Annotated in this window: 24 protein-coding genes, 1 tRNA gene and 1 pseudogene; 10 read left to right on the plus strand and 16 right to left on the minus strand. The window is 45.2% G+C overall.

Going from position 1 to position 25,707, the window contains the following annotated elements; all coding sequences use genetic code 11:
• Positions 1-169: 169 nt before the first annotated feature.
• A complete protein-coding gene (locus QUB56_RS04895) occupies positions 170-4,960 on the minus strand; it encodes an nSTAND1 domain-containing NTPase (RefSeq protein ID WP_332953653.1) in 4,791 nt (1,596 codons plus the stop codon).
• Between the two features lie 233 nt (positions 4,961-5,193).
• Here QUB56_RS04895 and QUB56_RS04900 point away from each other — a divergent pair, with 233 nt between their 5' ends.
• The 4 genes from QUB56_RS04900 to QUB56_RS04915 all read left to right on the plus strand — a co-directional run bounded on the left by QUB56_RS04900 (position 5,194) and on the right by QUB56_RS04915 (position 8,376).
• Positions 5,194-5,481: a hypothetical protein gene (locus QUB56_RS04900; protein WP_332953654.1), complete on the plus strand. Its 288-nt coding sequence runs from the start codon at positions 5,194-5,196 to the stop codon at positions 5,479-5,481.
• Positions 5,482-5,604: 123 nt separating this feature from the next.
• Positions 5,605-5,844: a hypothetical protein gene (locus QUB56_RS04905; protein ID WP_332953656.1), complete on the plus strand. Its 240-nt coding sequence runs from the start codon at positions 5,605-5,607 to the stop codon at positions 5,842-5,844.
• Positions 5,845-6,118: 274 nt separating this feature from the next.
• Positions 6,119-6,295 carry a hypothetical protein gene (locus tag QUB56_RS04910; RefSeq protein ID WP_332953658.1) on the plus strand — a complete coding sequence of 59 codons (177 nt, stop codon included), beginning with the start codon at positions 6,119-6,121 and terminating at the stop codon, positions 6,293-6,295.
• Between the two features lie 506 nt (positions 6,296-6,801).
• Positions 6,802-8,376, plus strand: a complete 1,575-nt coding sequence (locus QUB56_RS04915) for a peptidoglycan-binding protein (RefSeq protein ID WP_332953660.1) — start codon at positions 6,802-6,804, stop codon at positions 8,374-8,376.
• A gap of 182 nt (positions 8,377-8,558) precedes the next feature.
• On the opposite strand, the gene QUB56_RS04920 is transcribed toward QUB56_RS04915, so the two are convergent.
• From QUB56_RS04920 to lipA, 4 genes and pseudogenes are all read right to left on the minus strand, one after another.
• Positions 8,559-9,086, minus strand: a complete 528-nt coding sequence (locus QUB56_RS04920; protein WP_332953661.1) for a transcriptional repressor — start codon at positions 9,084-9,086, stop codon at positions 8,559-8,561.
• Positions 9,087-9,358: 272 nt separating this feature from the next.
• A complete protein-coding gene (gene sigC / locus QUB56_RS04925; protein WP_332953663.1) occupies positions 9,359-10,624 on the minus strand; it encodes an RNA polymerase sigma factor SigC in 1,266 nt (421 codons plus the stop codon).
• 532 nt (positions 10,625-11,156) lie between these two features.
• Entirely contained in the window at positions 11,157-11,297 is a 141-nt protein-coding gene (locus QUB56_RS04930) for a hypothetical protein (protein ID WP_332953665.1), read from the minus strand.
• 207 nt (positions 11,298-11,504) lie between these two features.
• A pseudogene (gene lipA, locus QUB56_RS04935) lies at positions 11,505-12,380 on the minus strand (lipoyl synthase); the annotation flags it as partial.
• A gap of 91 nt (positions 12,381-12,471) precedes the next feature.
• On the opposite strand from lipA, the gene QUB56_RS04940 reads away from it, so the two are divergent.
• Positions 12,472-12,545, plus strand: a tRNA-Pro gene (locus QUB56_RS04940).
• Between the two features lie 478 nt (positions 12,546-13,023).
• Positions 13,024-14,145, plus strand: coding sequence for an EAL domain-containing protein (locus QUB56_RS04945; RefSeq protein ID WP_332953667.1), 1,122 nt, complete (start codon positions 13,024-13,026; stop codon positions 14,143-14,145).
• A gap of 161 nt (positions 14,146-14,306) precedes the next feature.
• Here QUB56_RS04945 and QUB56_RS04950 read toward each other — a convergent pair whose 3' ends face one another.
• The 6 genes from QUB56_RS04950 to QUB56_RS04975 all read right to left on the minus strand — a co-directional run bounded on the left by QUB56_RS04950 (position 14,307) and on the right by QUB56_RS04975 (position 18,499).
• Positions 14,307-15,182 carry an SDR family oxidoreductase gene (locus QUB56_RS04950; RefSeq protein WP_332953670.1) on the minus strand — a complete coding sequence of 292 codons (876 nt, stop codon included), beginning with the start codon at positions 15,180-15,182 and terminating at the stop codon, positions 14,307-14,309.
• Between the two features lie 172 nt (positions 15,183-15,354).
• Complete coding sequence (xth, locus tag QUB56_RS04955) at positions 15,355-16,140, minus strand: exodeoxyribonuclease III (protein WP_332953672.1); 786 nt, start codon at positions 16,138-16,140, stop codon at positions 15,355-15,357.
• Between the two features lie 76 nt (positions 16,141-16,216).
• The gene (locus QUB56_RS04960) at positions 16,217-16,606 is read right to left on the minus strand and encodes a hypothetical protein (protein WP_332953675.1); all 390 of its coding nucleotides are present in this window, start codon (positions 16,604-16,606) and stop codon (positions 16,217-16,219) included.
• Positions 16,585-16,980, minus strand: coding sequence for a HEPN domain-containing protein (locus tag QUB56_RS04965; protein WP_332953677.1), 396 nt, complete (start codon positions 16,978-16,980; stop codon positions 16,585-16,587). Before QUB56_RS04965 ends, QUB56_RS04960 begins: the two co-directional genes overlap by 22 nt.
• Positions 16,981-17,041: 61 nt before the next feature.
• Positions 17,042-17,746, minus strand: coding sequence for a hypothetical protein (locus QUB56_RS04970; RefSeq protein ID WP_332953680.1), 705 nt, complete (start codon positions 17,744-17,746; stop codon positions 17,042-17,044).
• A gap of 159 nt (positions 17,747-17,905) precedes the next feature.
• Positions 17,906-18,499 carry a hypothetical protein gene (locus QUB56_RS04975; protein WP_332953683.1) on the minus strand — a complete coding sequence of 198 codons (594 nt, stop codon included), beginning with the start codon at positions 18,497-18,499 and terminating at the stop codon, positions 17,906-17,908.
• Positions 18,500-18,787: 288 nt separating this feature from the next.
• On the opposite strand from QUB56_RS04975, the gene QUB56_RS04980 reads away from it, so the two are divergent.
• Positions 18,788-19,384: a hypothetical protein gene (locus QUB56_RS04980; RefSeq protein ID WP_332953686.1), complete on the plus strand. Its 597-nt coding sequence runs from the start codon at positions 18,788-18,790 to the stop codon at positions 19,382-19,384.
• A gap of 42 nt (positions 19,385-19,426) precedes the next feature.
• Positions 19,427-20,245 (plus strand): hypothetical protein, encoded by an 819-nt coding sequence (locus QUB56_RS04985; protein WP_332953688.1) that lies wholly within the window; start codon positions 19,427-19,429, stop codon positions 20,243-20,245.
• A 124-nt stretch (positions 20,246-20,369) separates the two neighbouring features.
• Here QUB56_RS04985 and QUB56_RS04990 read toward each other — a convergent pair whose 3' ends face one another.
• Entirely contained in the window at positions 20,370-21,788 is a 1,419-nt protein-coding gene (locus tag QUB56_RS04990; RefSeq protein ID WP_332953690.1) for an NB-ARC domain-containing protein, read from the minus strand.
• A 215-nt stretch (positions 21,789-22,003) separates the two neighbouring features.
• Between QUB56_RS04990 and QUB56_RS04995 the strand changes: the two genes are divergently transcribed.
• Positions 22,004-23,299 carry a hypothetical protein gene (locus QUB56_RS04995; protein WP_332953693.1) on the plus strand — a complete coding sequence of 432 codons (1,296 nt, stop codon included), beginning with the start codon at positions 22,004-22,006 and terminating at the stop codon, positions 23,297-23,299.
• Positions 23,300-23,475: 176 nt separating this feature from the next.
• Positions 23,476-24,213, plus strand: a complete 738-nt coding sequence (locus QUB56_RS05000; RefSeq protein ID WP_332953695.1) for a hypothetical protein — start codon at positions 23,476-23,478, stop codon at positions 24,211-24,213.
• 105 nt (positions 24,214-24,318) lie between these two features.
• Here QUB56_RS05000 and QUB56_RS05005 read toward each other — a convergent pair whose 3' ends face one another.
• The 4 genes from QUB56_RS05005 to QUB56_RS37120 all read right to left on the minus strand — a co-directional run bounded on the left by QUB56_RS05005 (position 24,319) and on the right by QUB56_RS37120 (position 25,578).
• Positions 24,319-24,636 carry a transcriptional regulator gene (locus tag QUB56_RS05005; RefSeq protein ID WP_332953697.1) on the minus strand — a complete coding sequence of 106 codons (318 nt, stop codon included), beginning with the start codon at positions 24,634-24,636 and terminating at the stop codon, positions 24,319-24,321.
• Positions 24,608-24,952, minus strand: coding sequence for a type II toxin-antitoxin system RelE/ParE family toxin (locus tag QUB56_RS05010; RefSeq protein WP_332953700.1), 345 nt, complete (start codon positions 24,950-24,952; stop codon positions 24,608-24,610). The genes QUB56_RS05005 and QUB56_RS05010 overlap by 29 nt, the downstream gene beginning before the upstream one ends.
• 70 nt (positions 24,953-25,022) lie before the next feature.
• On the minus strand, positions 25,023-25,250 hold the full coding sequence (locus QUB56_RS05015; RefSeq protein WP_445243308.1) for a hypothetical protein: 228 nt from the start codon (positions 25,248-25,250) through the stop codon (positions 25,023-25,025).
• Positions 25,240-25,578, minus strand: coding sequence for a DUF6972 family protein (locus tag QUB56_RS37120; protein WP_445243309.1), 339 nt, complete (start codon positions 25,576-25,578; stop codon positions 25,240-25,242). The genes QUB56_RS05015 and QUB56_RS37120 overlap by 11 nt, the downstream gene beginning before the upstream one ends.
• Between the last annotated feature and the right edge of the window lie 129 nt (positions 25,579-25,707).

Consider the following 25,707-nt stretch of genomic DNA (forward strand, 5'->3'; position numbering starts at 1 on the left):
GGTGTGTCTCCACGCACCCTACAAATGCTGCTACAGGTGAGCGGAAATAAGCCAACCATTTTAAATACCCACAACCCTTACGGAATTAGCTATTGTCATTCTAGAGATGTCTATTGTTATAGGGCGATCGCAACAGAAGACTTGGGTCCTCGTTTAGGTCTGACGCTTCCTACTTTTTTGGTAAATTACTAGCAGTGCCAATACCATCACAAACGTGACGTTCTTCAGGCATAAGTTCGGAATCAGGATTATTGAGATAGTCACGTACCCAAGTGCAACCCCGCACCATCAGCTCATCTAATCCTTCAACCGGCCACAACTTAACCGTTCCATCTTCACCACTCGTAGCTAGAAGCTTGCCATCGAGACTAAAACCGACGCTCTTGACCTCCCCTTGATGACTTTTGAATACAGCTACCTCTTGACCGGCTACATCCCACAGACGAGCAGTTGAATCAGCTCCAGCACTCGCTAGCAGCTTACCATCGTTACTCCAACGGAGTTTCAGAACCGCACCTATATGACCTTTTAATTCATTTAATTGATTACCTGACAAATCCCACAAACGGATAGTGCGATCGCTACTAGCTGTAGCCAGTTTTTGACCGTCATTGCTCCAAATGACGCTGTTGATCCAGTCGCTATGCGCGCGGAATTCTCTTACCTTCTGACCAGATAAATTCCACAAGCGAACTATGCGATCTGCTCCTGCGGTAGCTAAAAGTTTGCCATCCGGGCTAAAACTTACACTCAGGACGGCTCCTTTATGACCTTTTAATTCTCTTAATTGCTTACCAGACAAATCCCACAAGCGAGCAGTGCCATCGTTTCCTGATGTAGCTAAAAATTTACCATCCGGGCTAAAGCTCAGACTCAAAACACCACCTTTATGACCCTTGAATTCTTTCCGTTGCTTACCAAATAAATTCCACAAGCGAGCTGTGCCATCCTGTCCTGATGTAGCCAAAAGTTTGCCATTCGCGCTAAAAATTACCTTCCAAATTGTACCTTTATGACCTTTGAATTCCTCCAACTGCTCGCCTGATAAATAATCCCACAGGCGGACAGTGCCATCAGCTCCCGCAGTCGCTAGGCTCTCGCCATCCGGGCTAAAACTGACACTCCACACTTCCCCTTTGTGCCCTTTAAACTCAGTTAGCGGCGGGCGATATTGCAAATCCCACAAGCGGACAGTGTTGTCGTATCCCGCACTTGCCAAAAGCTTGCCATTTGGGCTGAAAATAACACTCCTAACTGAGTCGTTATGCCCTTTAAATTCCTTCAAGATTTTTCCATTCAAATCCCACAAGCGAACAACCCCGTCCTTTGAACCAGTGGCAAGGTTCTGACCATCCGGACTAAAAGTGACGCTAAACACCCAGTCTTTATGTCCTGAAAATTCTCTCAACTCTTTTCCGTTCAAATCCCACAACTTGACAGTGCTGTCCATAGAGGCAGTGGCAAGTTTTTGACCATTGGGACTAAAACTAACACTAAATACCGTATCTTTATGCCCTTTAAATTCGCTTAATAGTTTTCCGTTCAAATCCCACAACTTGGCGGTGCGGTCTCCAGAACCAGTAGCGATAGTCTTACCATCAGGGCTAAAACTGATGCCCCACACTTTTTTATTCTTACTGGTATTATGGGTCGAAAATTCTTTTAATAATTTGCCCTCCCAACTCCATAAGCGAACCATGCCATCTCCAGAACCAGTGGCGATAGTCTTACCATTAGGGCTGAAAGTGATGTTAAATACCCCCTCCTTCTGCTTAGGAAATTCCCTGATTAGTTTTCCCTTCAAATCCCACAATTTTGTAGTCCCATCTTCACCACCAGTCGCCAGTAGCCGACCATCCGGGCTAAAGTATATATTCCTCACACGCTCTTCACTCATCACTCCAAATTTAATTAGTTCTTTGCCATGTAAATCTGACAAACGAACTGTGCCATCAACTCCAGCACTTGCCAGCATCTTACCGTCTGGGCTAAAACTGACATCCGTAACAGAGCCTTCATACCCTTCTAGGCGATTGATTTCTCTGATTTCAGAAGTTACTTTGTGCAGCCTGCCCATTACTTTATTCGTTAAGGTTGTTTGTGGCAGCCACAGTTGCTTAACTTCTTTGACAGCTTGTAAACTTCCTATTAATGCCTCTAATGGATCCACTTCCAACTTAGCTTCTGAGGAAGTACTTAATGCCTGAATTCGCTCAAATTCTGCTTGCCGCCACTGATATCCAGCAAAGATAGCAAATCCAGCAAAGACAAAAGCTGAGCTGACAGCGGCGAAAAGCAGGCGATATCTGCGTTGTTTTTCTTGCCGGCGGATGCGATCGCGCAATTCCAAACAAGCCAAGACATATTCTGCTTCTTCTTGATTGAGATGAACAAATTTGGGGTGTTTCAACAACACTTGTGCATCTTCTAATCTTCCCCCCTGATGTATTAAATAGCTGTTTTTGTCTGGCTGCTCCCGGTGCTGGTGCCAATCTTCTGCCGCCTGATTTATGTTTTCTCGCAGTTGCAAGTCGTTGCGGTTCTGGCTCAACCATTCCTGCAACGTTGGCCAATAGCGGATTAAAGCTTCATGGGCGACTTCTACTTCTTCCTTCCCTGTAGTTTCATTCCGACTGGTGACGACTAGCCGTACCCCTTCACCAGCTAGTTGCTGTACCAACTTCTTAGTCTCTGCCAGATTGCTCCCACTGGGCACGAGATCCTCTAACTCCACTCGCTGGCGGGTGTCCCGTCGCTTCTCTCCCTGTATGGCATTCTTATCCAGGCGAGTTAAGCGCAAGAAAATATTCTGGATTTGCTCTTGTTTCTGAGCTGGTAGGCTATTGTAAAAGTCATCAGCAGTTTTAGCGATCGCCTGCTGGACTTTACCAATCGCTTGGTACTCCTCACCGCACAGCCAGCGTCCCCGCCGTCGCTTCCACAGCTCCTGCAACGCATATTGCAGCAGTGGCATTGCCCCTGGCTCTCCTTGCACATCATTGAGAATCGAGTGGCTCAAGCCAGCTTCAAAGCGCAACCCTCCCCTGTCGGCCTGCATCTTCATAGCTGTGATCAGTTCCGCAGGTTCCATCGGCCCAACCAATTTTTGTCGGGTTTCAATCCGCTTTCTCAGTGGGGGGTAGAAGGTACACTCTCCTAAAAAGTCCGCCCGCATCGTGATGACAACTTTTTGGCATTCGGCAAGGTGAAACAATTTGTCTATAAATTCTTGCCGATTGGCTTTATCCTCGCAGAGGGTGAACAATTCCTCAAATTGGTCTACCACCAATATTGAATGCTGTTGGGATACGTTTAACAGTATTTCTAATTGTTTCAGCGGCTCGTTGCTCGGTGTGATGCGAACCGACTGTAGGCTTGGCTCCTGCTCTTTAAGCTTAGGAATCAGTCCAGCTAGTACCACCGATGATTTGCCACTGCCGGAAGTGCCGATAACAGCTAAGAAATTATCCTTCGCCAGTTCCTTTTGTAAATCTCTAATCAGCTCATCGCGCCCAAAAAAGAACTTGTGGTATTGTTCCTCGGCAAAGGATGATAGACCGGGAAAAGGACACTCCGCCTTGTATGCTGGTGGTTCTTTGCCCAAAGCGGAGAGAGCATCAAAGCTAATTTCCAGGACTTGATCGCACAGGTTATCGATCTCTACTATTGCCTGCTGGCGCTGTTCGCGCGCTGTGCGTGATTCGGCTCCCTGGGTATATTTGAGGATCTCTACCTGCGTTTTAAACCTCTGCTTGAGTACGTCGGCATTAGGGGCGCGTTCTGCCAGGAGTTTGCTCAGCTTTTCAATGCCATACTCGATTTCCTCGTCGGTTAACTCCCGATCGTTGAGGCGATCGCTAAATAAGGGACGCCCACCTAAGCGACTGAACAGAGCCGGGACAGCAATATCGTGGCGCTTGGACAGTCCGGCTGTTGCCTCTTGTAGGGCTGTATCTACCTCTCCGGACTCTCTGAGTCGTCGATAAAAGTTCTGCCCTAAAGCCAAGCCTGTCTCTACGCTCACTTTGCGGGTCATTGCTACTACAGCAGGCATCCCCAAATTTCTGACCAATCTTTGGCCTAATCCACCTAATCCTGCTTCGGCTCTGGGGTCGGCACTCTCGCAAGTACACAGAAAGGTAAAGTGAGGTAAGCTCCTTTGATGATTACCGATGTTTTTGAGTTCTGAGAGTAATTCTTCTCCTGTAATTGGCTGAACTTGGTTATCGGCTTTTGCCCAGTACAGAACTGTTTCTCCGTTATCCATCAGCTTGCCGTGGGCGACAAAATGCAGCAACGTGTATGGCTTCTTGGCGTTAGTCAGTTGCTTAGATAGTTCTTGTAGGGTTGGGGGTCCGATCGCCCCTGCAACATCATTTGCCAAAACTTCGTAGGGAATTTCACCAAGCGCTTCCTTGACTCCAGATAAGACAGCTTCAACGTCAAAAGGTGCTAATTGAAACTTACCGATATTAGAGGGACTCGCTACCAGCACCAGTGCCCGCAAGTCACGTCGTCCAATGGGGGGAAAGCGGCGATCGATAATGGTGGGAATGTACAGGGAAAAGGGAACGCGCTGGTTGCGGGCTAAAAGATGCCACTCCCCGTCGGCATCAATCGGAGCACACAGCCTTTCCCAATGCAAGGTTTTGAGGGAGTCATTGTCACCCGCTTCGATCGAGAGCAAAATTCGTAACAGCGAGTCCTGACTGCTCTTGGATAGGGCACGAACAAAGGTGTCGTACACAGCCCCTCGAAACAAAGCTTTGCCCAGTAGGGTGCCGTATTCCCTCTCGTTTTCTTGCTGTTGAGTGAGTTTGTTCAAGTCCTCCTGACTTAGCTGGAGAGTCTCTTTTGAATGGATGGTTAGTCCGTCCGGTTGCTTGCACCTGACAACAATGGGCCAGCTACTATCGCCTGATTTGCTCTGAATGGTAATCTCGAACTCAAAGACGTTCATGCGTCATGTCCTCTCATTATTTCTCGCTCTGCATATATCGGACTACGAATTATTTATCGTTATTAACGACTAATTAAAAATTAAATATTAAACTTGCATAACCTAATCAGGTAAAGGCATAAGAACATATCTACTGAAGTACATTGAGGATTTATTTGTTAATAAAAACCTACTTCTGTTTCAAGTTTAACAGGAGTTACCCAGTTAAATAGAAGATGCAGTAAAATGAAAGAATGAATCTCTTGAAATACATCGCTATTGAATACATCGACTTCCTGATTGCGACGCAAAAGGCATATAGCTGTTGTGAAGCAGACCGCGTTCAACCGGCAACGGGGTCTGCGGCGGCACACTATACCCTTAACCATAACTGTGAAGTACCCGCCGCTAATTTGCTGGGGAAGGAATGTCTAGGAATGGGGGTATTCAGTTCCTGCATGGAATGGAAACACGGTTTGATTCTTGCTAGTGCTATTGGTGGTATGGAAAGTCGGAAGTCGGGTTGCTCCAGGAAACTATGAAATCTAGTAAAGTCTCGGAATTTTACCCCCTGCGGTAATTTTATGACCATTACCTTTGGGTTGATTGGGCTACGCTTTAAAGCCCCCTGTTTGGCTTTGTCGTTTCAGCTATAGACCGATCGTGTGGCAGCTAATATTGAACAGTTGACTGGCTTCATTAATCTTGAAGCTATCGAGCTTTATAGCGAGTATAACCTTCTGGCAAAAATCTTAACTGTAGGGCTTGGGCATGAGTTGTGCGATCGTGCTTGGCAATTGGGACTACTTACTGTTTATGCCCCAACCGCCGGTCGCGGTTGCTGCACATATTTATCACAAAAAGTCAAGTTAATTTTTTTTACGAGATTTGGGATTGCAGTTTGAGGCGCACAGACGGTGGGTGCGAGCTCCTCTGCCAAATCCTGAATTTTACATAAAATCCCAGCGGACAAAAGGTTTCAAGAGCTAAAACTCAACAGAAAAACTAGAAGATACATAATATTAACTTATGCTATTAATGAGAGTATGTGAAGAAAAGTAGCAATATTTTAAGGTTAGTTGCAAAACGCAGGCTGTTTTCACCCCAGCAGAGGCAAGAATGGTAGCTTTGATCGCAAGATGTAAGTTTTCAGCTTAACAGCTACCAACAATAAAAAATATGTACGACAAACGTCCAGATCGAGATTTGGCGAGTGCTGCTGTAACCGCGGCTCTGGGAGCTGGGGTCGTTACCTCTTTTGCGGTTAGCAGAGGGCAAAACCCGCTGGTAGCCATCGGCATTACTGTTTTTGCAGCGGGAGTAGCTGTAATTTGCGATCGGTTCGGCTTAATTTAAGTTAATGTCCCCTTTTTACGAACAGTTAACCAATAAAATCCCCGCCCTATTTGCAACTAGCAAAGGTGGGGATTTTCAATCGAGCGTCAATAAGTTAGTTGGCGATCGCACGGGTGCGTCGAAACCGGGTTTTTTCACGAAAAGACGTGTTCGGAACCCCAGATCGGGTAAAAAACCCGGTTTCTTGGGTCGGAATGCCTCAATCCTGTAAATAATATTTTTACATATAAAAAAATAAAATCTTAGCCAAGAATACCTAAAAGCCGATCGTTTTTCCGCCATCAAGGCTAAGATGTGGCTGCAAACTTTTTTCCTGACATTCGCGTCTCTATAAACAGCGATGCTATCTTGGTTGTTACCTGTAATTACTTTTGAAGGCAAATTTTTTTCAAAGGGGTGCTGGGCGCAAACAGGTAAAACTTAGCCTTGATAGATACTTAGCAACCCAAATCTGAGCTTTGGGAGTTTGTCCTGATACCCCACCCACAATTTCACAGTAAAAAGCTATGGAAACCCTCGCCTACCTCGAACTTGCTCTTGTTTGCGAAGCACCCGCAGAGTCGAAAATTTTTGATGGGCCTCAGCGGCAAAACCTGTCGAGCCAGACTTATGTCCGTTTGCTGTCTTTGGCTTTGATGCTGTCGGTTTGGAGTGCAGCCGGTTCGGCTTTTGCTCAAATAGATCCGGGAAATCCAAATTTGCGATCCGTTCAAGACAGGTTGCGGGATCTCGGCTATTTTCCCAGAGCTTCCACCGGTCAGCTCGGCCCGGTTACTAAACAAGCTCTGACTAACTTTCAGCGAGACTATCAACTGTCGCTGACTGGCCGGCCGGATCGAGCTACTGTGATAGCACTCAACAGTTTTGCCACAGATAGCGATCGGCCTTCTAAAACTATTTATACAAGTTATCGGGAGCTGCGTTTTGGAGACGCGGGTGCAGATGTTTCGGCTCTCCAGCGCAGGTTGCAGCAGCTAGGCTACTTCAAAGCACATCCCACAGGGAATTTTCGCCAAGTTACTCTCAATGCGGTGAGAGACTTCCAGCGAATTAATCGACTGCGGGTGACAGGAGTTGCTGACAGGGAAACTTTAGCTTTGCTGTTTGGATCCACCAGGCCGGTTCCCCCCGTTACACCTCCTGGGAATATTTCGGGGAATGGCGGTTGTAAGGGGTTGCGGTTCGGGGACAGAGGAGCGACGGTAGACTTGATCCAGCGGCAGTTAAAAGCTTTGGGCTATTTTCAAGGCCGCGTTGACGGCAAGTTTCGGGAACGCACTCTCTACGCTGTGACTCGTTTTCAGCAAGATTACAATCTCATTTCTGACGGCTGCGCTGACACTGCTACTTTGACTGCTATCGATGCTCAGATGAGGAAACCTAAAATTACCTCATCGACTGGGGAAAAGGACCAGCAGAGTAATGCCGGAGATTTTCTGGAGTTGGGCGACAGAGGCCGACAAGTAGAACTTGTGCAGCGGCGGCTGCAACAATTGGGTTATTACAGGAGCCAGATTCACGGTTGGTTCGATAGACCAACTCAAGCAGCTTTGATCCGGTTTCAGAAAGATAGCGGGCTGTTCGGGAGTGGGAGGGTCGATACCAGCACTCTATCGGCTTTGCGACAAGGCAACAGGCCGGCTGCACAGCCGTTACCGCCGCTCGCTGGGGGTCTGCGACGGGGTGATACTGGGCCGGCTGTCCGACAACTTCAGTCTTCGCTCATCAGTCTGGGCAAAAACCCCGGCCCGGTAAACGGAGTATTTGGATCTGAGACCGAGTTGGCGGTGCTGTCGTTTCAGCAGGAAAACAATTTGTCACCGGCGACGGGTATTGCCACTCCGGCGACTTTAGCCCAGATCGAAAACCGATTAGCTGGGCGGTTAGCTGTTCCTGCTGTTCCAATTAGCAGCAGTTTCAACTCTCGATCGAGCATTCAGCAATTACAAAGGCGACTGCAAGACCTCGGTTTTTACACAGGTCCCATCGGCGGAGTTTTCGATGCTGCGACGAGAGACGCCCTCGATCGAGCTCAGCGCAGTTACGGGGTCAGCAGCGACGATTTGTTGAGCCAAACTTGAGACCAGGGAACTTTGCTGCCGCTGCATCAAAGAAATCGGGTTTCTGGTTTCTGACTGATTCCTGAAATGATTTATTTTGCTGAAGAAACCCGGTTTCGGCGTAACTGCTAATTGCGCTTCGGTCACGGATTTTTGTTAAAACTTGTAACAAGCAGTACAAAAAATGCGAAAATAGTGTATTTTCACTCGATTGACTCCAGGGCGCTGCTGCCGTTCTGGGCGATCGACCTCGGACAAGACCAATTGCTGGAAACCAAAGACGGCCATCCCATCCGCAAAGCTTCGTGGCAAACCGTATGAATGGTTAGCTGGCAGTCTAGCAGGTGCAACCCAGACTTTTCAGCTTGCTTCATGCCAATTTTCAGAATCGAGTCGTTGTTAAATTCGATCGTTCTGTTGCACTGAACGCAGACTAGGTGGTGATGGTGGTGCGGGTAGGGCTGGTTTATTTCATAGTGTTTGTGACCTTCGGCTAGTTCGAGTTCGCGGAGGAGGCTCATCCTTGCCATTAACTTTAAAGTTCGGTAAATGGTGGATAAGCTAATGTTTTCTCCGCGATTTTTCAACAAAGTGTACAAATCCTCGGCACTCAGGTGGTTGCCTTTGGGGAGGTTCTGAAACACGTGCAAAATGGTTTCCCGTTGGGGAGTCATCCGCCAGCCTTTGTCATTGAGTTCGGATTTGAACGAGGACGCGGTATAAAGTGCCATAGTGACCCTCTCAAGAAAGTCTGCCTATTGACAATCATACACAACGATCGAGATATTTTGCAAATATCGCAGCTTATTGAAAAAAGATTGAGGAAAAAAATTGGTTTTTGATGTTTTTTGACTTTTAACAAGCTTTATGCATTGATGCAGAGGACAGAGAAGTGGTCCAGAAGTAAATATTGTTACTTCTGCCAAATGTCTCCTGCCTTCTGCATAAGCGCGGAATGCCTCGCTCCGTGATTGATGGCGCTGACGGATCAGCCAAATTTAAGTCAGGTAAGAGACTCTAGATAGTCGCGGACGCGGTTGCGACGCTTAGGTTGGCGGAGTTTTTGCAAAGCTTTAGCTTCAATTTGGCGGACTCGCTCGCGTGACAAGTCGAGGGCGCGACCGATTTCGGCCAGCGAGTAGGGGTGTCCGTCGCCCAACCCAAAGCGCATCAGAATTACATCTCGCTCGCGGCTGGTCAAATCTGCCAGCAGTTGCTGCAAGTCGCGGTGCAAAGCTTCTCGCATCAGCATTTCTTCTGGCGATACGCAGTCGGTTTCGAGCAAGTCGCCCAACTCTGTATCTTTTTCGTTGCCGACTTTAGTTTCTAGAGAAACAGACCGGGGGACTCGCAGCAAAACTTCTCGGACTTGGGGCGCCGTCATGTCCAACTCGACCGCGATGTCTTCGATAGTGGCTGTGCGACCTTTTTCTTGAGAAATTTTGCGCTGGGCTTTTTTGATTTTGTTAAGTTTTTCGGTGATGTGAACCGGGAGGCGGATGGTGCGGCTTTGAGTAGCTATCGCGCGCGTAATTCCCTGCCGAATCCACCAGTAGGCATAGGTGCTAAACCGATAGCCCCGCGTCGGATCAAACTTTTCTACGGCTCGCTCGAGTCCGAGAGTACCTTCTTGTATTAAATCGAGCAATTCTAAACCGCGATTTTGATATTTTTTCGCCACCGAAACCACCAGGCGCAGGTTTGCCTTAATCATGTGGTCTTTAGCTTCCACGCCTTCAGCTTGAATTCTTTCTATCGTCTCTACCGTCATTTCTGCTAACTCAGCCCACTGGCGCTTGCCTTCGGACATAATTCGCTTGAGTTCGGGCACGTCGCCGACGCCGGCGGTTAATGCCCAGCGTTCCAGGGAAGGTTTATGTCCTAACTGTGCCGCCAAGCGATCGCGCACGTCAATTAAATGCACGAAGCGCCCAATTAGCCCTTCTTCCTGGGAGGCGACGGTGTTGCGCAATTCCAGCAATTTGATATAGCGCTGAACTTTTTGAGCTTCCGAGACTTCTTCGTCTCTACCCAATAGACGAACCCGACCGATTTCTTGTAGGTACAGGCGAACTAAGTCTGTAGTGCGACGGCTCGCATTTTTTTGCAATTTGGCTGCTTGGTCTGCATCCTCTGTTTCTGCTGGGTCTTGATCGATGAGTTCGTCTCCAGCTTCTTCAGCATCTTCATCCAACACATCATCTTGCAAGGGATTGACTCGCAGTTGTTCGTCGAATTCAGCTTCAGCGTAAAAAGAGGTGGCTGGCATAGTAATTTCTCAGTTGCTCCGGGTGAAAAGATGCTACGCTTAGCGGTTATTGATAATTATGATGCCCACTTTGTTAAGAGGAAGCATCACCGCTTTTTGTTTCTTTACTAACTTTCCAGACTTGGATGCTGTTGTTCGATCGAACTTTGGCGGTCCCACTTGTTTTACCAAGATTCTGGAAAACGCTAAGAACTTTCTGATGTAACAGGTTGACGGCCCGAAAAGTGCGTTGTACTTCTTTGTTTATGTAGCAAGTATAGACACAGACTGGCTAGAAACAAGTGACGTTCGTCAGAAGCTAAGTTAATCTTCATCACATATAAGCTGGTTCCCGATCACTTCGGAAAATTCGAGAGTTTTTTAATAAAATTTAATAAAACTTTATATAACTCGGCGCTCTTGATTAAATACCCGCTCAGTGAGCACAGAAGTTTAATCTTTTACAGGATATGAGCTGAGCGAGTTGGTACAGTCAGCAGTACCGAGTTATTGGCGCTCGGCAAAAACCGGGTTTCTTAACAAAACTTTTGGATTAAAACCTAAAAGTTTGAGGAAGACACCCGGTTTCTGGATGTCTTTTGCCTAAGTCGCGAATTTGAGGGGGCGATCGGCTGATAATTTTTTTGCTGTTGGCTGCTGCTTCCGGGTTAACCTCATCCAATAACAATAACATCAAAAACCTGTTTTTTTGCACCGCGCCTGCAACAGCGCTCAAATTAAAATTGCTAAGTAGGCCAGGGAAAAAAACCATAGTATCTTGTAGGGGCCGGTTTAGCTAAGATCCCAAATACCAGGGAGTAGACGGCTGCAAAACCCGCTCTCCCTATATGGACTGTGGACTGTTGACTGTGGACTGTTATGTTAAGTTGTAGCCACCTACTTAGCGCGGGTAAAGTTTCATCAGTTCCCTTACCTGTTCGGCGTGATAAGAACTGCGAGTTAAGGGAGAAGCGACAACTTGCAAGAATCCCAAAGATTCGCCGAACTTTGTCCAAGCATCAAATTGTTCCGGAGGCACAAAGTTTTCTACATTCAAGTGCTTTTGAGTCGGTTGCAGGTACTGTCCAATGGTTAAAATATCGCAGCCGACAGCCCGCAAGTCTTGCATCGCCTCCCGAATTTCGGCGTCTGTTTCTCCGAGCCCTACCATGATGCCGGATTTGGTGTAAACCCCAGGTGCGAGGAAGCGGCTTCGCTGCAATAGTTCCAAGGTGCGATCGTACTTTCCTTGCGGCCGCACCTTGCGGTAAAGTCGCTTTACGGTTTCGGTATTGTGGTTGAGTACCTCTGGGCGGGCTGCCAGAATAATTTCTAAAGCTTGCCAGTTACCGCACAAGTCGGGAATCAAAACTTCTATAGTTGTGTCCGGCATCGCACAGCGCACCGCTTGAATGCACTCGACAAACTGAGACGCGCCCCCATCCGGCAAATCGTCCCGGTTGACAGAGGTAATCACGACGTGGTTGAGTTTTAGCCGCTGCACCGCCTGCGCCAATCTTTGGGGTTCCGTCGGATCTAAAGGTTGGGGCTTTTTCTCAAAATCGATGTCGCAGTAAGGACAGGCGCGGGTACAAGCCGGGCCCATAATCAAAAATGTGGCAGTACCTGCATTGAAGCATTCGCCGATGTTCGGACACGAAGCTTCTTCGCAAACCGTATTCAGGGCTAAATCGCGCAAAATTTCTTTGACGTTGCCGACGCGCTCCCACTGGGGGGCTTTTACTCGCAACCACTGGGGCTTAACTGTCACGTCTGTCTCCGCCTGAGTAGTGTTTTACAAATCATTATATAGGAGCTTGCTCAATTTTCACTTTAATGTGATAAGCTAAAAATCTATTGACTAAATCCGGGATGTAGCGCAGCTTGGTAGCGCACCTCGTTCGGGACGAGGGGGTCGCAGGTTCAAATCCTGTCATCCCGATTTTAAAATTAAATTGGATATTCCGCAGGCAGTTAGTTTGTTGTGGGCGATCGTCCGGCTGTCTATATTTGTGGTACGCATAAATTGGTCGATGGGGCAATTCCCTACGGGATAGCTGCGCTTCACGGGCGTGTTAATTCCCCCTTGCTAAAAAATCAACTGTAGCCGCTGTTTTAGCAAAGGGAATTAGAGAATCAAACGTAAATAATCACAGCAGCAATAGAGAGTAGAGAACAAGTCTGTGCCTTCTGGCTCTGTGAGGATTTGGGACTGTGTTCACTGATACGTACTTGCTCAATACTGAGAAATTTGACCTGGGTTTGAAACCCGAAGTAACTATTTATACTGCTATAATTGTTAAATACAAGTTTGTTAAGATTTACATCTTGAGATAGATGTATTAATAGCTGAATGAGGTTATAATTGTAGATAGGTTGTAGCCGTTCTAAAATTAACCCAAAAACCGGAGGATATTCCAATGCAAAGAAGTGGCAAAGCCTTCGGCTCCTGCTCTCGCTGCGAAACAGTACCCGAAAAAATAGAGGACAGGGGAGGTCTATACCTGTGGTTTCCAGTATCGCACACGCTGAACAAGGTTATTTCTGCACTGACCAAGGCTAAACTTGAATTCCGGTTTTTAGAAGAGAGCAAGTGTTTGTACATTATGCTTGAGGCAATAGCCAAAGAAAAGTTTAGCGCCCTAGCATCATCGGCGCTGACAAATCAAGAGTTGAAAGAGACAAAAGTTTTGTGGATGCGGGAAGTTGAACAGCCGCAACTTAGCGATTTTTATCGCAGCACTTCCTTAAGCTCTTTTATTAACTTCAGCAAGTCTGACTGGTTGTTGGATTTATTGGCCCAAGAACGCATTACTACACATTTTCAGCCCATTGTTTATACCTCTGATACTTCTAAAATTTTTGCCCAGGAAGCGCTGCTTCGAGGAATTGACGAGCAGGGAAACTTAATTTATCCGGGTCGGATTTTTGCCCAAGCAGAATCAGCAGGCCTAATTTTTCAACTAGATGCTTTAGCCCGGACTCGCGCTATCCACGAAGCCCATGTCCACGATATCAAAGAACTACTTTTTATTAATTTTTCTCCGACTTCAGTTTACGATCCCGCTACGTGCCTGCGAAGGACTGTACAGGCTATTGATGAATCGGGAATTCCTCACAGCAATATTGTTTTTGAAGTAGGGGAATCTCAGCACCCTCCTGATATGGATCACTTGATTAAGATTCTGAGGTTTTACCGAGAAGCGGGATTTTTAATTGCCCTGGATGATTTTGGCAGCGGTTCTTCTAATTTAAATTTGATGCACCAACTGCGTCCAGATTTTCTGAAGTTGGATATGCAATTGATTCGGAATGTCCATCAAGATTATTATAAGGCACTGATTACTGAAAAAATGTTAGAAATTGCCTGTAAGTTAGAGATTAAAACTGTTGCTGAAGGTGTGGAAACTTTGGAGGAGTTTGAGTGGGTGCGACAACGGGGAGCAACTTTTGTTCAAGGTTATTTGGTTGCTAAACCGACTTCTCCGCCGATCGCCGTTACGAGCTATATTGGTGCTCAACCCGTACCTATTTCTGCTTAAATAATTTCCAGTGGCGATTTGATGCCTTATTTGCTTCCAGGAAGAGGCTGGGGAGGCATATAGGAAGGCTCTGTCTCCATTAAAATGATACAACTATTTGGAGGCAGAGCCTCCGGATATTCATTACCAGGCAGAGCCTGGTAACGAGAATTGCTAGCAGTTTAAACGCTCAAATAGCGCCGCAGAAAGCTTTCTAGGGATTCCATTCTCATGCCGTAGATTGATTCCAAGTTTTGCACTTGTTCGGGAGTGCAGAAATACTCGTTACCCAGCAATACCCGCAAAGTTCCTAAGTCTTTTTTAGCTTGAGGATTCAATAAACCCAAGGCATTTCTCAAACCGTCAAACACAACCAGGGGCGGGTTGATTACGATGGGTTCGCGATTGAATAAGCGTCCAAAAATCCGGGGAATGTCGTCTCTTGTCAGCACATCCGGGCCACCGACTCGCAGAATTTGGTTGCGGGCGCCTTCGACTGTTGGCGAGTCGGCGGCAATCTTTGCTAAGTCGTCGGTACTGACAACAGAGGTGCGGTTTTTGCCGTCGCCAATCAGCAGGTAAAGTCCGGTTTCTCGAAATCTTTCTGCTAGCGGTAACAAGCTGGAAGCAAAACCTGCAGGCCGCAAGATTGTATAATTCAAGCCGCTGTTTTGCAGGTATTTTTCTACTTCTCGCTTGGCTTTGAATACTGCGGAATCTTCGTATCCCCGATCGACTCCCAGTACCGAAAGAAAGACAAAGTGCTGCACTCCGGCTTCTTTGGCGCAGTCGATTAGTTCTATGTTAGCGCGGTAGTGTACTGCTTGAACGTCGCCGCCGGTGCCGTGGCTGCTGATGATGTATTGCACTCCTTGGCAGGCTTTTTTAATATCTTTGTCTTGTTTTAAGTCCCCGATAAAAATCTCGGCGCCTCGGTTTTCTAGTTCTGAGTAGCGAGATGCGAGGCGAACGAAGGCGCGGACAGGCTTTTCTTGCTGTCTGATTTCTCGTACAATTCGGCGGCCTAGTGCGCCTGTTGCTCCGGTTACTAAGAACATGATTTTTAGTTGTTGGTTGTTACTTACATCTTGCACGTTTCTCAAGAACAGGCAAGATGCCTGTTCCACAAAGAGTGAATTTTCTTGTGGGGTGGGCAGGAGAGCCCGCCGATAAAAGGCTTATTGAGAATGGGGCAAGATGTCAATTGTTATTAACCTTATAACTTATAAATCAAATTTCGACAATTACGGGGGCGTGGTCGCTGGGTTTGATTAATTTTCTGGGAGCAATGTCTATTGTACAGTTTTTGGCTTGTTCGTACAGGGGAAAGCTGAGATAATGGTGGTCGATTCTCCAGCCGTTGTTGCGGGGAAATGCGGCGGCGCGGTAGTCCCACCAGCTATAATGACCTCCTTCTTTGGTGAATTTGCGAAAGGGGTCGTTTAATCCTAATTCTATGATTTCTGTTAGTGCGAGGCGCTCGGCTACTGATAGGCCGACGGAGTTAGCATTGGCTTTGGGGTTGTGGATATCTCGATCGTCCGGGACGATGTTGAAGTCGCCGCAAATGCACAGTTTAGGGGATTTGTCTAGTGCGATTTTGAGGTATTCTTGCAGCAGTTTGAGCCACTTTAGTTTGTACTCATATTTCTCGCTGCCGACTTCGGAACCGTTGGGAACGTATACGCAAATAATGCGAATATCGTCTATAACCCCGGCTATGAGGCGTTTTTGTTCGTCAAACATACCTGCGGTTTCGTCGCCGAGAATGGGGGCAAATCCGGTGCTGATTTGCGTTAGGGGCGATCGGCTAAAAATGGCGACGCCGTTGTAGGATTTTTGACCGGAAATGTAGCAGTTGTAGCCGAGGTTGGTGAAGGGTTCTAGGGGGAAGTCTTTGTCTGTAACTTTGGTTTCTTGGAGGCAGAGAACGTCTGGGGAGTTGGTTTGCAGCCAGCTAGTAACGTGTTCTAGGCGGGTGCGGATTGAGTTGACGTTCCAGGTGGCGATTTTCATTAATACAGTAATCCTTAAGGTGAGGTGAGAGGGAGAGCGATCGCACCTATTTTAAGCTATTTTTTGCCCGGTCAACTCACTTGATTTGATAAATGTAAGCATCTTCGATCCACGTGCGATCGACCCAATTATTTGTCAGTCTTGTGCCTGATAAGTTTAACTTCCAATCTTGTTGTGACTGACGCAATCCTTTAATTAATTCATGTTTGGGGCTGACTGCTACAATCCCTGTCCAATCGATTTTTAAGTCTGGTTTAACTTGGCGAAAGACTGACAGGATTTCCCCATAAGTTTTAAGAGGCCCTTTGCGATCGTACAGAGGTGAGGTGAGCATCAGCCGCCATGTTTCTGGTTCTGGCGCGTAGATCCAGAGAGCAGAATCAACTGATAGATTTGCTGCATTGAGAGCGTCTATTAGTCTTTTACCTTCTTCTATTTCTTGACTTACCAATGTTGTTGTAGCCATTGTAAAACTCCGTGATTGGGAGCGGTAATTGCTGAGTAAATATCCAGGGCTTCTTGTCGGTTATGTTTTTGATAACGGCTTTCTTCTGACCAGTCTTTGACCATAGACCATCGCAATGAAAAGTCAGGATCGTTGAGGAGAGACTTTAACTGTACTTTAACCAGCTTTTCCAAATCGTGGGTGTAACTGTCCATCACAGTTTTCTTGTCAGGAAAGTCAAATTTTTGAGTTTGCTTGGCAATGCAAGCCTTTAAAGCGCATTCAATGACATAACCGCTCAGGTAGTAAGCACCCGAGTATTGACGATTTTTGAGCAGCACTTCTACTTCTTTAAGTCGAGTTAGTGCTAGGTTTTGTAAATCCCGCCTATTCAAAAGTTTAGCATACCTCCATAAATTTTGACTATTTTAGCTCTAGTTTAGCAGAGCGATAAGTTTACCCGTTTTTGCTTGGGGTTTTGTTTGTTATATACTCTCTGATTACTGGCCAGATCGTAAAGTGCGATCGCCGGTTTTGTTTGACTGTTTCAACTAATGACCGCCGTCCTAAAGATTGCATGACTTTCAAGAGTTCTGGCGGTGATAGTTGCAGGTTTTCTGGTATTTTTGAGATGTCGGCTGGTTCGGGGGTATTGGCTAGCCATGCGATCGCCTGTTGTTCGGATGCGGTTAGGCGATCGAAATGCTGGTGCAGGAGTGATTCTAAGTCTCCTAAGAATAGGGTATCATAGGAGAGGAATTCGGAAACGCTACCGCCGAATAAGTCTTGAATGAATGTGGCAACTATATTTAACCATAAGGGATTGCCTCGGTAAAGGTCGATTAGTTCTGACCATTTCTCCGGTTCTGCTAAACTTTTTTCTCTGAATATTTCTTGTGCTTCAGGGCCTAAACCGTTGAGTTGCAGGGATTTGCAGGGGCGGTTTTCGCCTTCTAAGGCGGCGATTTCTCTGGGTTTTTCCCAACTCAGGAGGATTAAGCAACTGTTGTGGGATGATTCTGTTATATGTTTGAAGAATGCGCCGTAATTTTCATATCCAGGTTGGTAATTCCCTGCGAGTTGTTGGCTGATGAAGATTGTTTGCACATCGTCGAGGACGATCAGACAGCGGTGCGATCGTAAATATTCTAGTAGGGGCAATCCCCCCGTGGTTGCCCTTTCTTTCTTTCTTCGGGATAGGGAACGGGCACGGGGGCACCGCCACTAAAGAATTTAATTAAGGAATGAGAATTAAATAACTTCCAGAAGTTTGTGGGACGGGCGGGACGCCCATCCCACAATAACAATTAAAATTGTAAGTTATTTAATTCGCGATCCTAAGTCGGTTTGGAGTGATACCAGCGGTGGAGAGTTGCGGAGACTTCGCCAGATGATGCGATCGAATTCGTGTTGAATTTGTGAGATTAGTTGGAGAGTAAGGGCGGTTTTGCCAATACCGGATAAGCCTAAAATGGTGATGAGGCGGGTGCGGCCTAAAATCCAGTTTTCGAGGGTGGTGAGTTCGGATGTGCGGTTATAGAAGAGGTTGGGTTCTGGTGCATCAGCTAAATCTAGATATACTTTCAGTTCGGATTTGCTTGTTTTTTCGTTAAAAGTTTCCTTTTGTAAAGATTCAGATTGTGAGATTTTTGGGTAGTGAATGTTGTCTGCGGAGAAATTACCAATTTTCACACAACCATTGCCCACCAGTGAAACATTAGAGAAAAATCGTAAATTCTCCAGTTTTGCTCGAAAATTTGCTTGGCAAACCTCTTCATCTTCTAATGCAACTGATAGAAGTTTCCATAATTTAAAGCCAACCTCTTTAACATATTTCTCTGAACGGTTGTGATGCTGTGCAATTTCTTTATATTTCTGATTGTCCCAAGCGCCACGCAATATAGCTTTTTGCAAACTATCTCAGTGTTTTCCCGTAGTAGTCAAAGCTAGATGGTCAACAAATTCTCAAGCTTCTTCAACGTTCATCAGTCAGCCAGATGCAAGGGGTTGACATGATTGTAACCCAACTAAATATGACTTTTTCAGTAGCAACTAACTAAATTGGACTTTTTATGACCTAGTTGGGATGGAAAAAAACTACTAAATATGAGTTTATATAGCTTGACAAGATTGGGTTTTTCGGAAAAAATTTATACTTAAGACAACAAAAGGTTATGCTAAGGCTACTTGTATCTATCTGTTATGACACAACCGAATATTTTGGAACTCGCAAAACAGCGAGATGCAAAGGCGATCGCGCTTCTGCTAAACCGCCAGCTACAACCCAACGGCATCACCGCCGCAGCTTCTCTTACGGATGGTTGTTTACAGGTGATGCTGGAAGCGGCAGAAGCGCCCAGTCAGCAAATATTGGCCCGGTGGGTGAGTAAGTCGATCGCTGATTTGGCGGCTGCATCGATTGAGAAAGTTAATGTTTACGGGCGACAGACGGGATCGAAGGTGCCGGCGTGGAATCTAGAGTTTGAAGTGGAGGGGCAAAATTTGCCTGTTGCGAATGTAACAGAGGGGCGGGCAAGTTCTAGTGAGAATACAGAGTCCAATCAGCTTAGTTTGAAGGAACGGGCTAAGCTTGGGGATGTGGATGCGATCGCATCTCTGTTAAATCTGCCGTTGCAAAGTAAGGGGATGAGTGCGACTGGGAGTTTGCAAGATGGTTGTTTGCAGGTGATGTTGGAGGGGGATGGGGTTCCCGATGAGGAAGCGGCTGTTAGGATTGTCCGCAGGGAGTTGATGGATTTGAAGGCGGGGGCGATCGTATCTGTGAAGGTTTACGGGTAGCAGGTGGGTGAGAATTTTCCGGCTTGGAATCGAGAGTTTGAGTTGGTAGTACGAGCAAGTCAATCCTCCCATAATCTAGGAGTAAATACTACAAATCGGCTTTCTGCTAATAATTCGTATGCAGAAACAAGCCAGGAGCAATCCTCAATACAAATTCTTAATGAAACCTCAACAGAACTATTATCAGAAAATCAATGGAATGTTGCATTTATAACCATGAGTATAATAGAAATTTTCATACTTTTTAGGAATTCCGCCTTGGCAGTTATTCTAGCTATTGCAGCAAGTATTGCTTATGTAAAATATCAAAATAGTCCGATTGGGAAAGCTGCTGCTGCTAAGCGAGAGCTAGAAGCTTTACAAAGGGCTGAAGAAGCTAAACAGGAAAGGTTAAGGCAGGAAGAACAAAAAAGAATATTGATAGAGGAGGCTCAATCCCAAGCTAAATTATTAACAACTACTCTAGCCCATACAGCCTTGAATGAATTTAAAAAAGTGAATGCTAGATTAAGGAGAGGCGTCAACTCTATGGATTTCTTAGGTGTGATAACTCCAGCTAAATTCGCCACTCAAAAGTTTGAAAGATCTAAGGATTACAATGTTTGCCCATACTTAAGCGATCTTATAAGTAAAAATATGTTATATTATGAAATTGCTCAGGAATGCTTTCAACAAAAAGTAGCGCATAAACCTTTAGATTCACAATTCAAAGCAATTCTACAAGCTGACTTTCCCGAATTAAAAGGCTTATTTATTTCTTTTGGTTCCGACTTAGTTCTCAATAAAATTTGGCAAAAAGCTTACCATTATTCCGCTGAAATAGAGAAAATACTTGAATCCTCAGACAATCTTAGTGACTAGAAGGTTTTAGTTGTTATTCTTTAAGTCGAGTGAGTGCTAGGTTCTTTAAATCCCGCCTATTCAAAAGTTTAGCATACTCCGTAAAAATTGACTATTTTAGCTCTAGTTTAGCAGAGCCGTAAGTTTATTCGTTTTTGCTTGGGGTTTTGTTTGTTATATACTCTCTGATTACTGGCCAGATCGTAAAGTGCGATCGCCCGTTTTGTTTGACTGTTTCAACTAATGACCGCCGTCCTAAGGATTGCATGACTTTCAAGAGTTCTGGCGGTGATAGTTGCAGGTTTTCTGGTATTTTTGAGATGTCGGCTGGTTCGGGGGTATTGGCTAGCCATGCGATCGCCTGTTGTTCGGATGCGGTTAGGCGATCGAAATGCTGGTGCAGGAGTGATTCTAAGTCTCCTAAGAATAGGGTATCATAGGAGAGGAATTCGGAAACGCTACCGCCGAATAAGTCTTGAATGAATGTGGCAACTATATTTAACCATAAGGGATTGCCTCGGTAAAGGTCGATTAGTTCTGACCATTTCTCCGGTTCTGCTAAACTTTTTTCTCTGAATATTTCTTGTGCTTCAGGGCCTAAACCGTTGAGTTGCAGGGATTTGCAGGGGCGGTTTTCGCCTTCTAAGGCGGCGATTTCTCTGGGTTTTTCCCAACTCAGGAGGATTAAGCAACTGTTGTGGGATGATTCTGTTATATGTTTGAAGAATGCGCCGTAATTTTCATATCCAGGTTGGTAATTTCCTGCGAGTTGTTGGCTGCTGAAGATTGTTTGCACATCATCGAGGATGATGAGACAGCGGTGCGATCGTAAATATTCTAGTAGGGGCAATCCCTCTGCGGTTGCTTTTTCTTCGGGATAGGGGGCGGGCACGGGGGCATCGCCCCTACAGGATTTAATTAAGTCGGTTTGGAGTGATGCCAGGGGTGGAGAGTTGCGGAGACTTCGCCAGATGATGCGATCGAATTCGTGTTGAATTTGTGGGATTAGTTGGAGAGTAAGGGCGGTTTTGCCAATACCGGATAAGCCTAAGATGGTGATGAGGCGGGTGCGGCCTAAAATCCAGTTTTCGAGGGTGGTGAGTTCGGATGTGCGGTTATAAAATAGGTTGGGTTCTGGTGCATCAGCTAAATCTAAATGTACTTTCGGTTCGGAATTACTTGTTTTTTCGTTAAATTTATCCTTGTCTTGCGGTTCAGGTTGTGAGACTTCTGGGGAGTGCACATTTTCAGCGGAGATGTTGCCAATATGGATGCAGCCATTCCCGACGAGTGAGACATTCCCCACTCGTAAATTTTCCAGTTTAGCTCTAAAATTGGCTTTACATAATTGCTCATCATCTAATGCACTTGAGAGAATTTTCCACAATTTGAAGCCAACTTCTTTAACATATTTTTCTGAACGGTGGTGTTCCTGTGCAATTTCTTTATATTTTTGATTGTTCCAAGCGCCGCGCAGTATAGCTTTTTGCAGACTATCTAAGTGTTTTCCCGTAGTAGTTAAAGCTAGATGGTCTGTAAATTTTAAGGCTTCTTCAACGTCCATCAGTTACGCATATGCAAGGGGTTGACATGATTGTAACCCAACTAAATATGACTTTTTTAGTAGCAACTAACTAAATGTGACTTTTTATGACCTAGTTGGGATGGAAAAAACTACTAAATATGACTTTATATGGCTTGAAAATTTTTGGCAATTAGGAAATAATTTATACTTAAAGCAGAAAATGTTAGGCTCAGCGCTAGCTGTATCTACCTGTTATGACACAACCGAATATTCTGGAACTCGCGAAACAGGGAGACGCAAAGGCGATCGCGCTTCTGCTGAACCGCCAGCTACAAGCCAAGGGCATCACCGCCGCAGCTTCCCTTAAGGATGGTTGTTTACAGGTGATGCTGGAAGCGGCCGAAGCGCCTAGTCAGCAAGTCTTAGCCCCGTGGGTGAGTAAGTCGATCGCTGGCTTGGGGGCTGCATCGATTGAGAAAGTCAAGGTTTACGGGCGACAGACGGGGGCGAAAGTGCCGACGTGGAGTCAAGAGTTTGAAGTGGCGGGGCTAAAGTTGCCTGTTACGGATTTTACAGAGGGGCGGGCAAGTTCTAGTGAAAATACGGAGTCAAATCAGCTTAGTTTGAAGGAACGGGCTAAGCTTGGGGATGTGGAGGCGATCGCATCTCTGTTAAATCTGCCGTTGCAAAATAAGGGGATTACGGCGACTGCGAGTTTGCAAGATGGTTGTTTACAGGTGATGCTGGAGGGCGATCGGGTTCCTGATGAGGAGGCTTCTATCAGGATTGTCCGCAGGGAGTTGACGAATTTGAAGGCGGGGGCGATCGCTTCTGTGAAGATTTACGGGCAGCAGGTGGGTGAGGATTTTCCGGCTTGGAATCGAGAGCTTGAGATAGCCCAAGTACAGTTGACATCAAGTCCAGCGAAATTAAGCGTGAATAATCAAGCTTCAGGTTTTCAAGCGACAATTCCAGACAAAAATACCCAAAAACAACTAGCTCAGTCAGCTTTAAACTATCTCCAAACAACAGTGCTTAGTCATCCAATAATCAGTAAACTGTATGAACAAAGTTTAGTTTTTATCAAAGACAATAATTACATTTTTAAAAGCAAAAAGACGATGAGAATTGCTATTCTCTTTATAGCGCTAGGAATAGTTAATGGGATATATTTCAATAAAGATGCGAAGTTTCAAAGAGAAGTATATGCTTCCCTTGATAAATACCCGAAAAAATCTCAACAAGAAGGTTACAAAAAAATGTTTGAAGCCTATACCTTCGAGAGGGCCAAAAAACATGGTCTAGAGTATTGCAGTGACTTATCAAAAGGTATTAGTCAAGAAACATTATTCCGTGCTTACAACGATAGACAACTGAATAGATATATGAAATCTATAGAAAACGGAACCATGAGTGAGCGAGAAAATATAGATTTATTTGTGGTAGAACTAGAGATACAAGGAGCGGCTACAAAAGTATATTGTCCTCAGTTCCAGAATGTAATTGATAAAGTTCCTCTCCAAGAACGTTTAGATAGTACAGATAAATAAACCAAGAACAAGCTAAAAATAATTCAGTATACGACTTTTGCAGTGGCAACCAACTAAATGTGACTTTTTATGACCTAGTTGGGATGTAAACAACCTACTAAATATGACTTTCTATGGCTTGAAAAGATTTTGTACTTAGGTAATAATCTATACTTAATACTACTCATAAAATAGCTATGACTGACATTCCTCTAAGTGCAAGTCTGAACACAGATCACTCTAACGCAAGCATTAGTGGTATTGAAGTGAGTCATCAATTATCATTTAGCCATATTAAAGCAGCAGCTCACTTTGCAAAGTTAAGTTATGAAAGAGAAGATAAGTATGATGACAGCAAATATTCATCAGAGTTGTTTGATGAACATAGATCGTATGTCATAGGTTCCATAATCACTGCGGTTTGCTATCTTGAGGCTACAATCAACGAATTGTTTACGAATGTAGAAGATATTTCCCGTTCTAATGAATGGAGTCCTGATGTTGCACAAAAAATGAATGAAGAGTGGGCTAATGAACGAAGGTTAGAACTTAAAATAAAATACGAAAGGGCTCTTTGTATAGTGAAATCAGAAAGCTTTGATAGAGGAGCAGAACCTTATCAATCTGCTGCTTCACTCATTTCCCTACGGAATGCTTTAATCCACTATAAACCTGAGTGGATTGGAACTGGAGAAAGTTATAATCAGACGCTTAATGAAAAATTAAGGCAAAAGTTAGAGAAGAAAATCAAAAAGCTTAACCCAATGACACGAGAAGGAAGCCTTTTCTTCCCGCACCGATGTCTGGGATATGGTTGTGCTAAGTGGGCTGTGGAATCTTCTGTAAACTTCTCTAATGAGTTCTTTTCTAAAATAGGCTTACCTTCTAACCTAGATCAAAATTACCAATTAAGTTTGAACTTACCAGAGATATAAGCTCGCTCCCTAGCTTCTGATATCCTAGTTACTACAAAAGCGCGATCGCCCTTACGTCCCAATTTGTCAAAAAGCGCGATCGCCCTAACTATTTTATTAATTAACCTATTTTACTGCGACAGCCAACTGCAACCCCAATTTATCTAGTAGAGTTATCAAAGCATAAATTTCCTCGCCCCCACTCTCAGACAACATTCGATCGAGCTTCTCATATATAAGTTTAGCTTCTGTCGATAACTTATTCATCTGTAAATAAGCATCCACCACATCTTTAAGTCCTGCTCGCAGCAATTCAGGTTCGGGGCCTTCAGCCTCCAATTCCAACATGGCCTCGATATAGCCAGCAGCACTTTCAGGGGTTTTTAAAGAAGAAATCAAGTATTCATGGTAGCTTCTAGTTGTTGGCACTTTGAGTTCTTTCATAATCTCTCCAGTATTTTTTAGCTTGGCTAATATCTCGTTCTTGAGTGCTTTTATCACCGCCACATAGCAGCAACACAACTGTTAACCCGACTTGTCCAAAATACACCCGATAGCCAGGGCCATAATCAATTTTAAGTTCATACACTCCCCCTCCTACTGAGCGATAATCTCCCAGATTGCCTAGCTCAACTCGCCTCAGTCGCTTCTTGATTTTAGATACAGTTTTAGTATCTTGAAGGGAATCAAGCCATCCTTCCAAGGGACTTGTCCCGTCGGCTTTCAGGTAGTTTTGTACTTCTCGTGGTTGAGCTTCCATAATTTTAACATAGGCGATCTGGCTTTTAAAGCGTAGCTATCCCGTAGGGAATCGCCCCTACATGAATTATTCAAGCTAACTCCGACACACTCAGCCGCCCTTCTACGGGTTCATACTCATCCTCTAAAAGCCAATACTGCGCTTCATCATAACTCTGACTGGAAAACACAACTTTATAACCCTCAGCCGGATCGTATATCCGACAATTTCCCTCAGCGTCACTTAGTAACAAAAGCAGATAAGGCGGTGAAAGATTTGGATCTATCCATACCTCTGTAAATTCCCAGTTATTCTTCACTAAATCGGCTTCGAGGCGTAACGTGGTATCGGTTTTCTGCATCAACTTTTATCTCTCCGTAGTAAAGTAAAAGACGGCTACCATCCGGGTCAACTCTATAACCAATTGATTCAGCAAAAAACATACCATAACGATCGTAGCCCCGAATCGTACCTGTAAATTCTCCATCTTCTATTATGGCTTGAGCTACCTGATTCATAGTAGCCTCATCGTTAAAAACATGAGCAGCACGTCCTTTATTAAGCAGTCTTCTCATTTGTGGCGTGTCTGGCAAGTGTTTCGCAATGTGCCTGCTGTCAAGGGTGATTTGGCAATTAATTCCACTCATTAATTAATTACTGAGCATACAAGTATGATTAAATCATGCGATCGCCCTTACATCCCAAATTGTCCCAAAGTGCGTGAAGCGAAGCTATCCCGTAGGGAATCACCCCTCGCCTCTATTTTTCAAAAAAGC

Origin of the sequence: Microcoleus sp. AR_TQ3_B6 (assembly GCF_036702785.1) — a bacterium.
In the GTDB taxonomy this organism is placed as follows: Bacteria; Cyanobacteriota; Cyanobacteriia; order Cyanobacteriales; family Microcoleaceae; genus Microcoleus.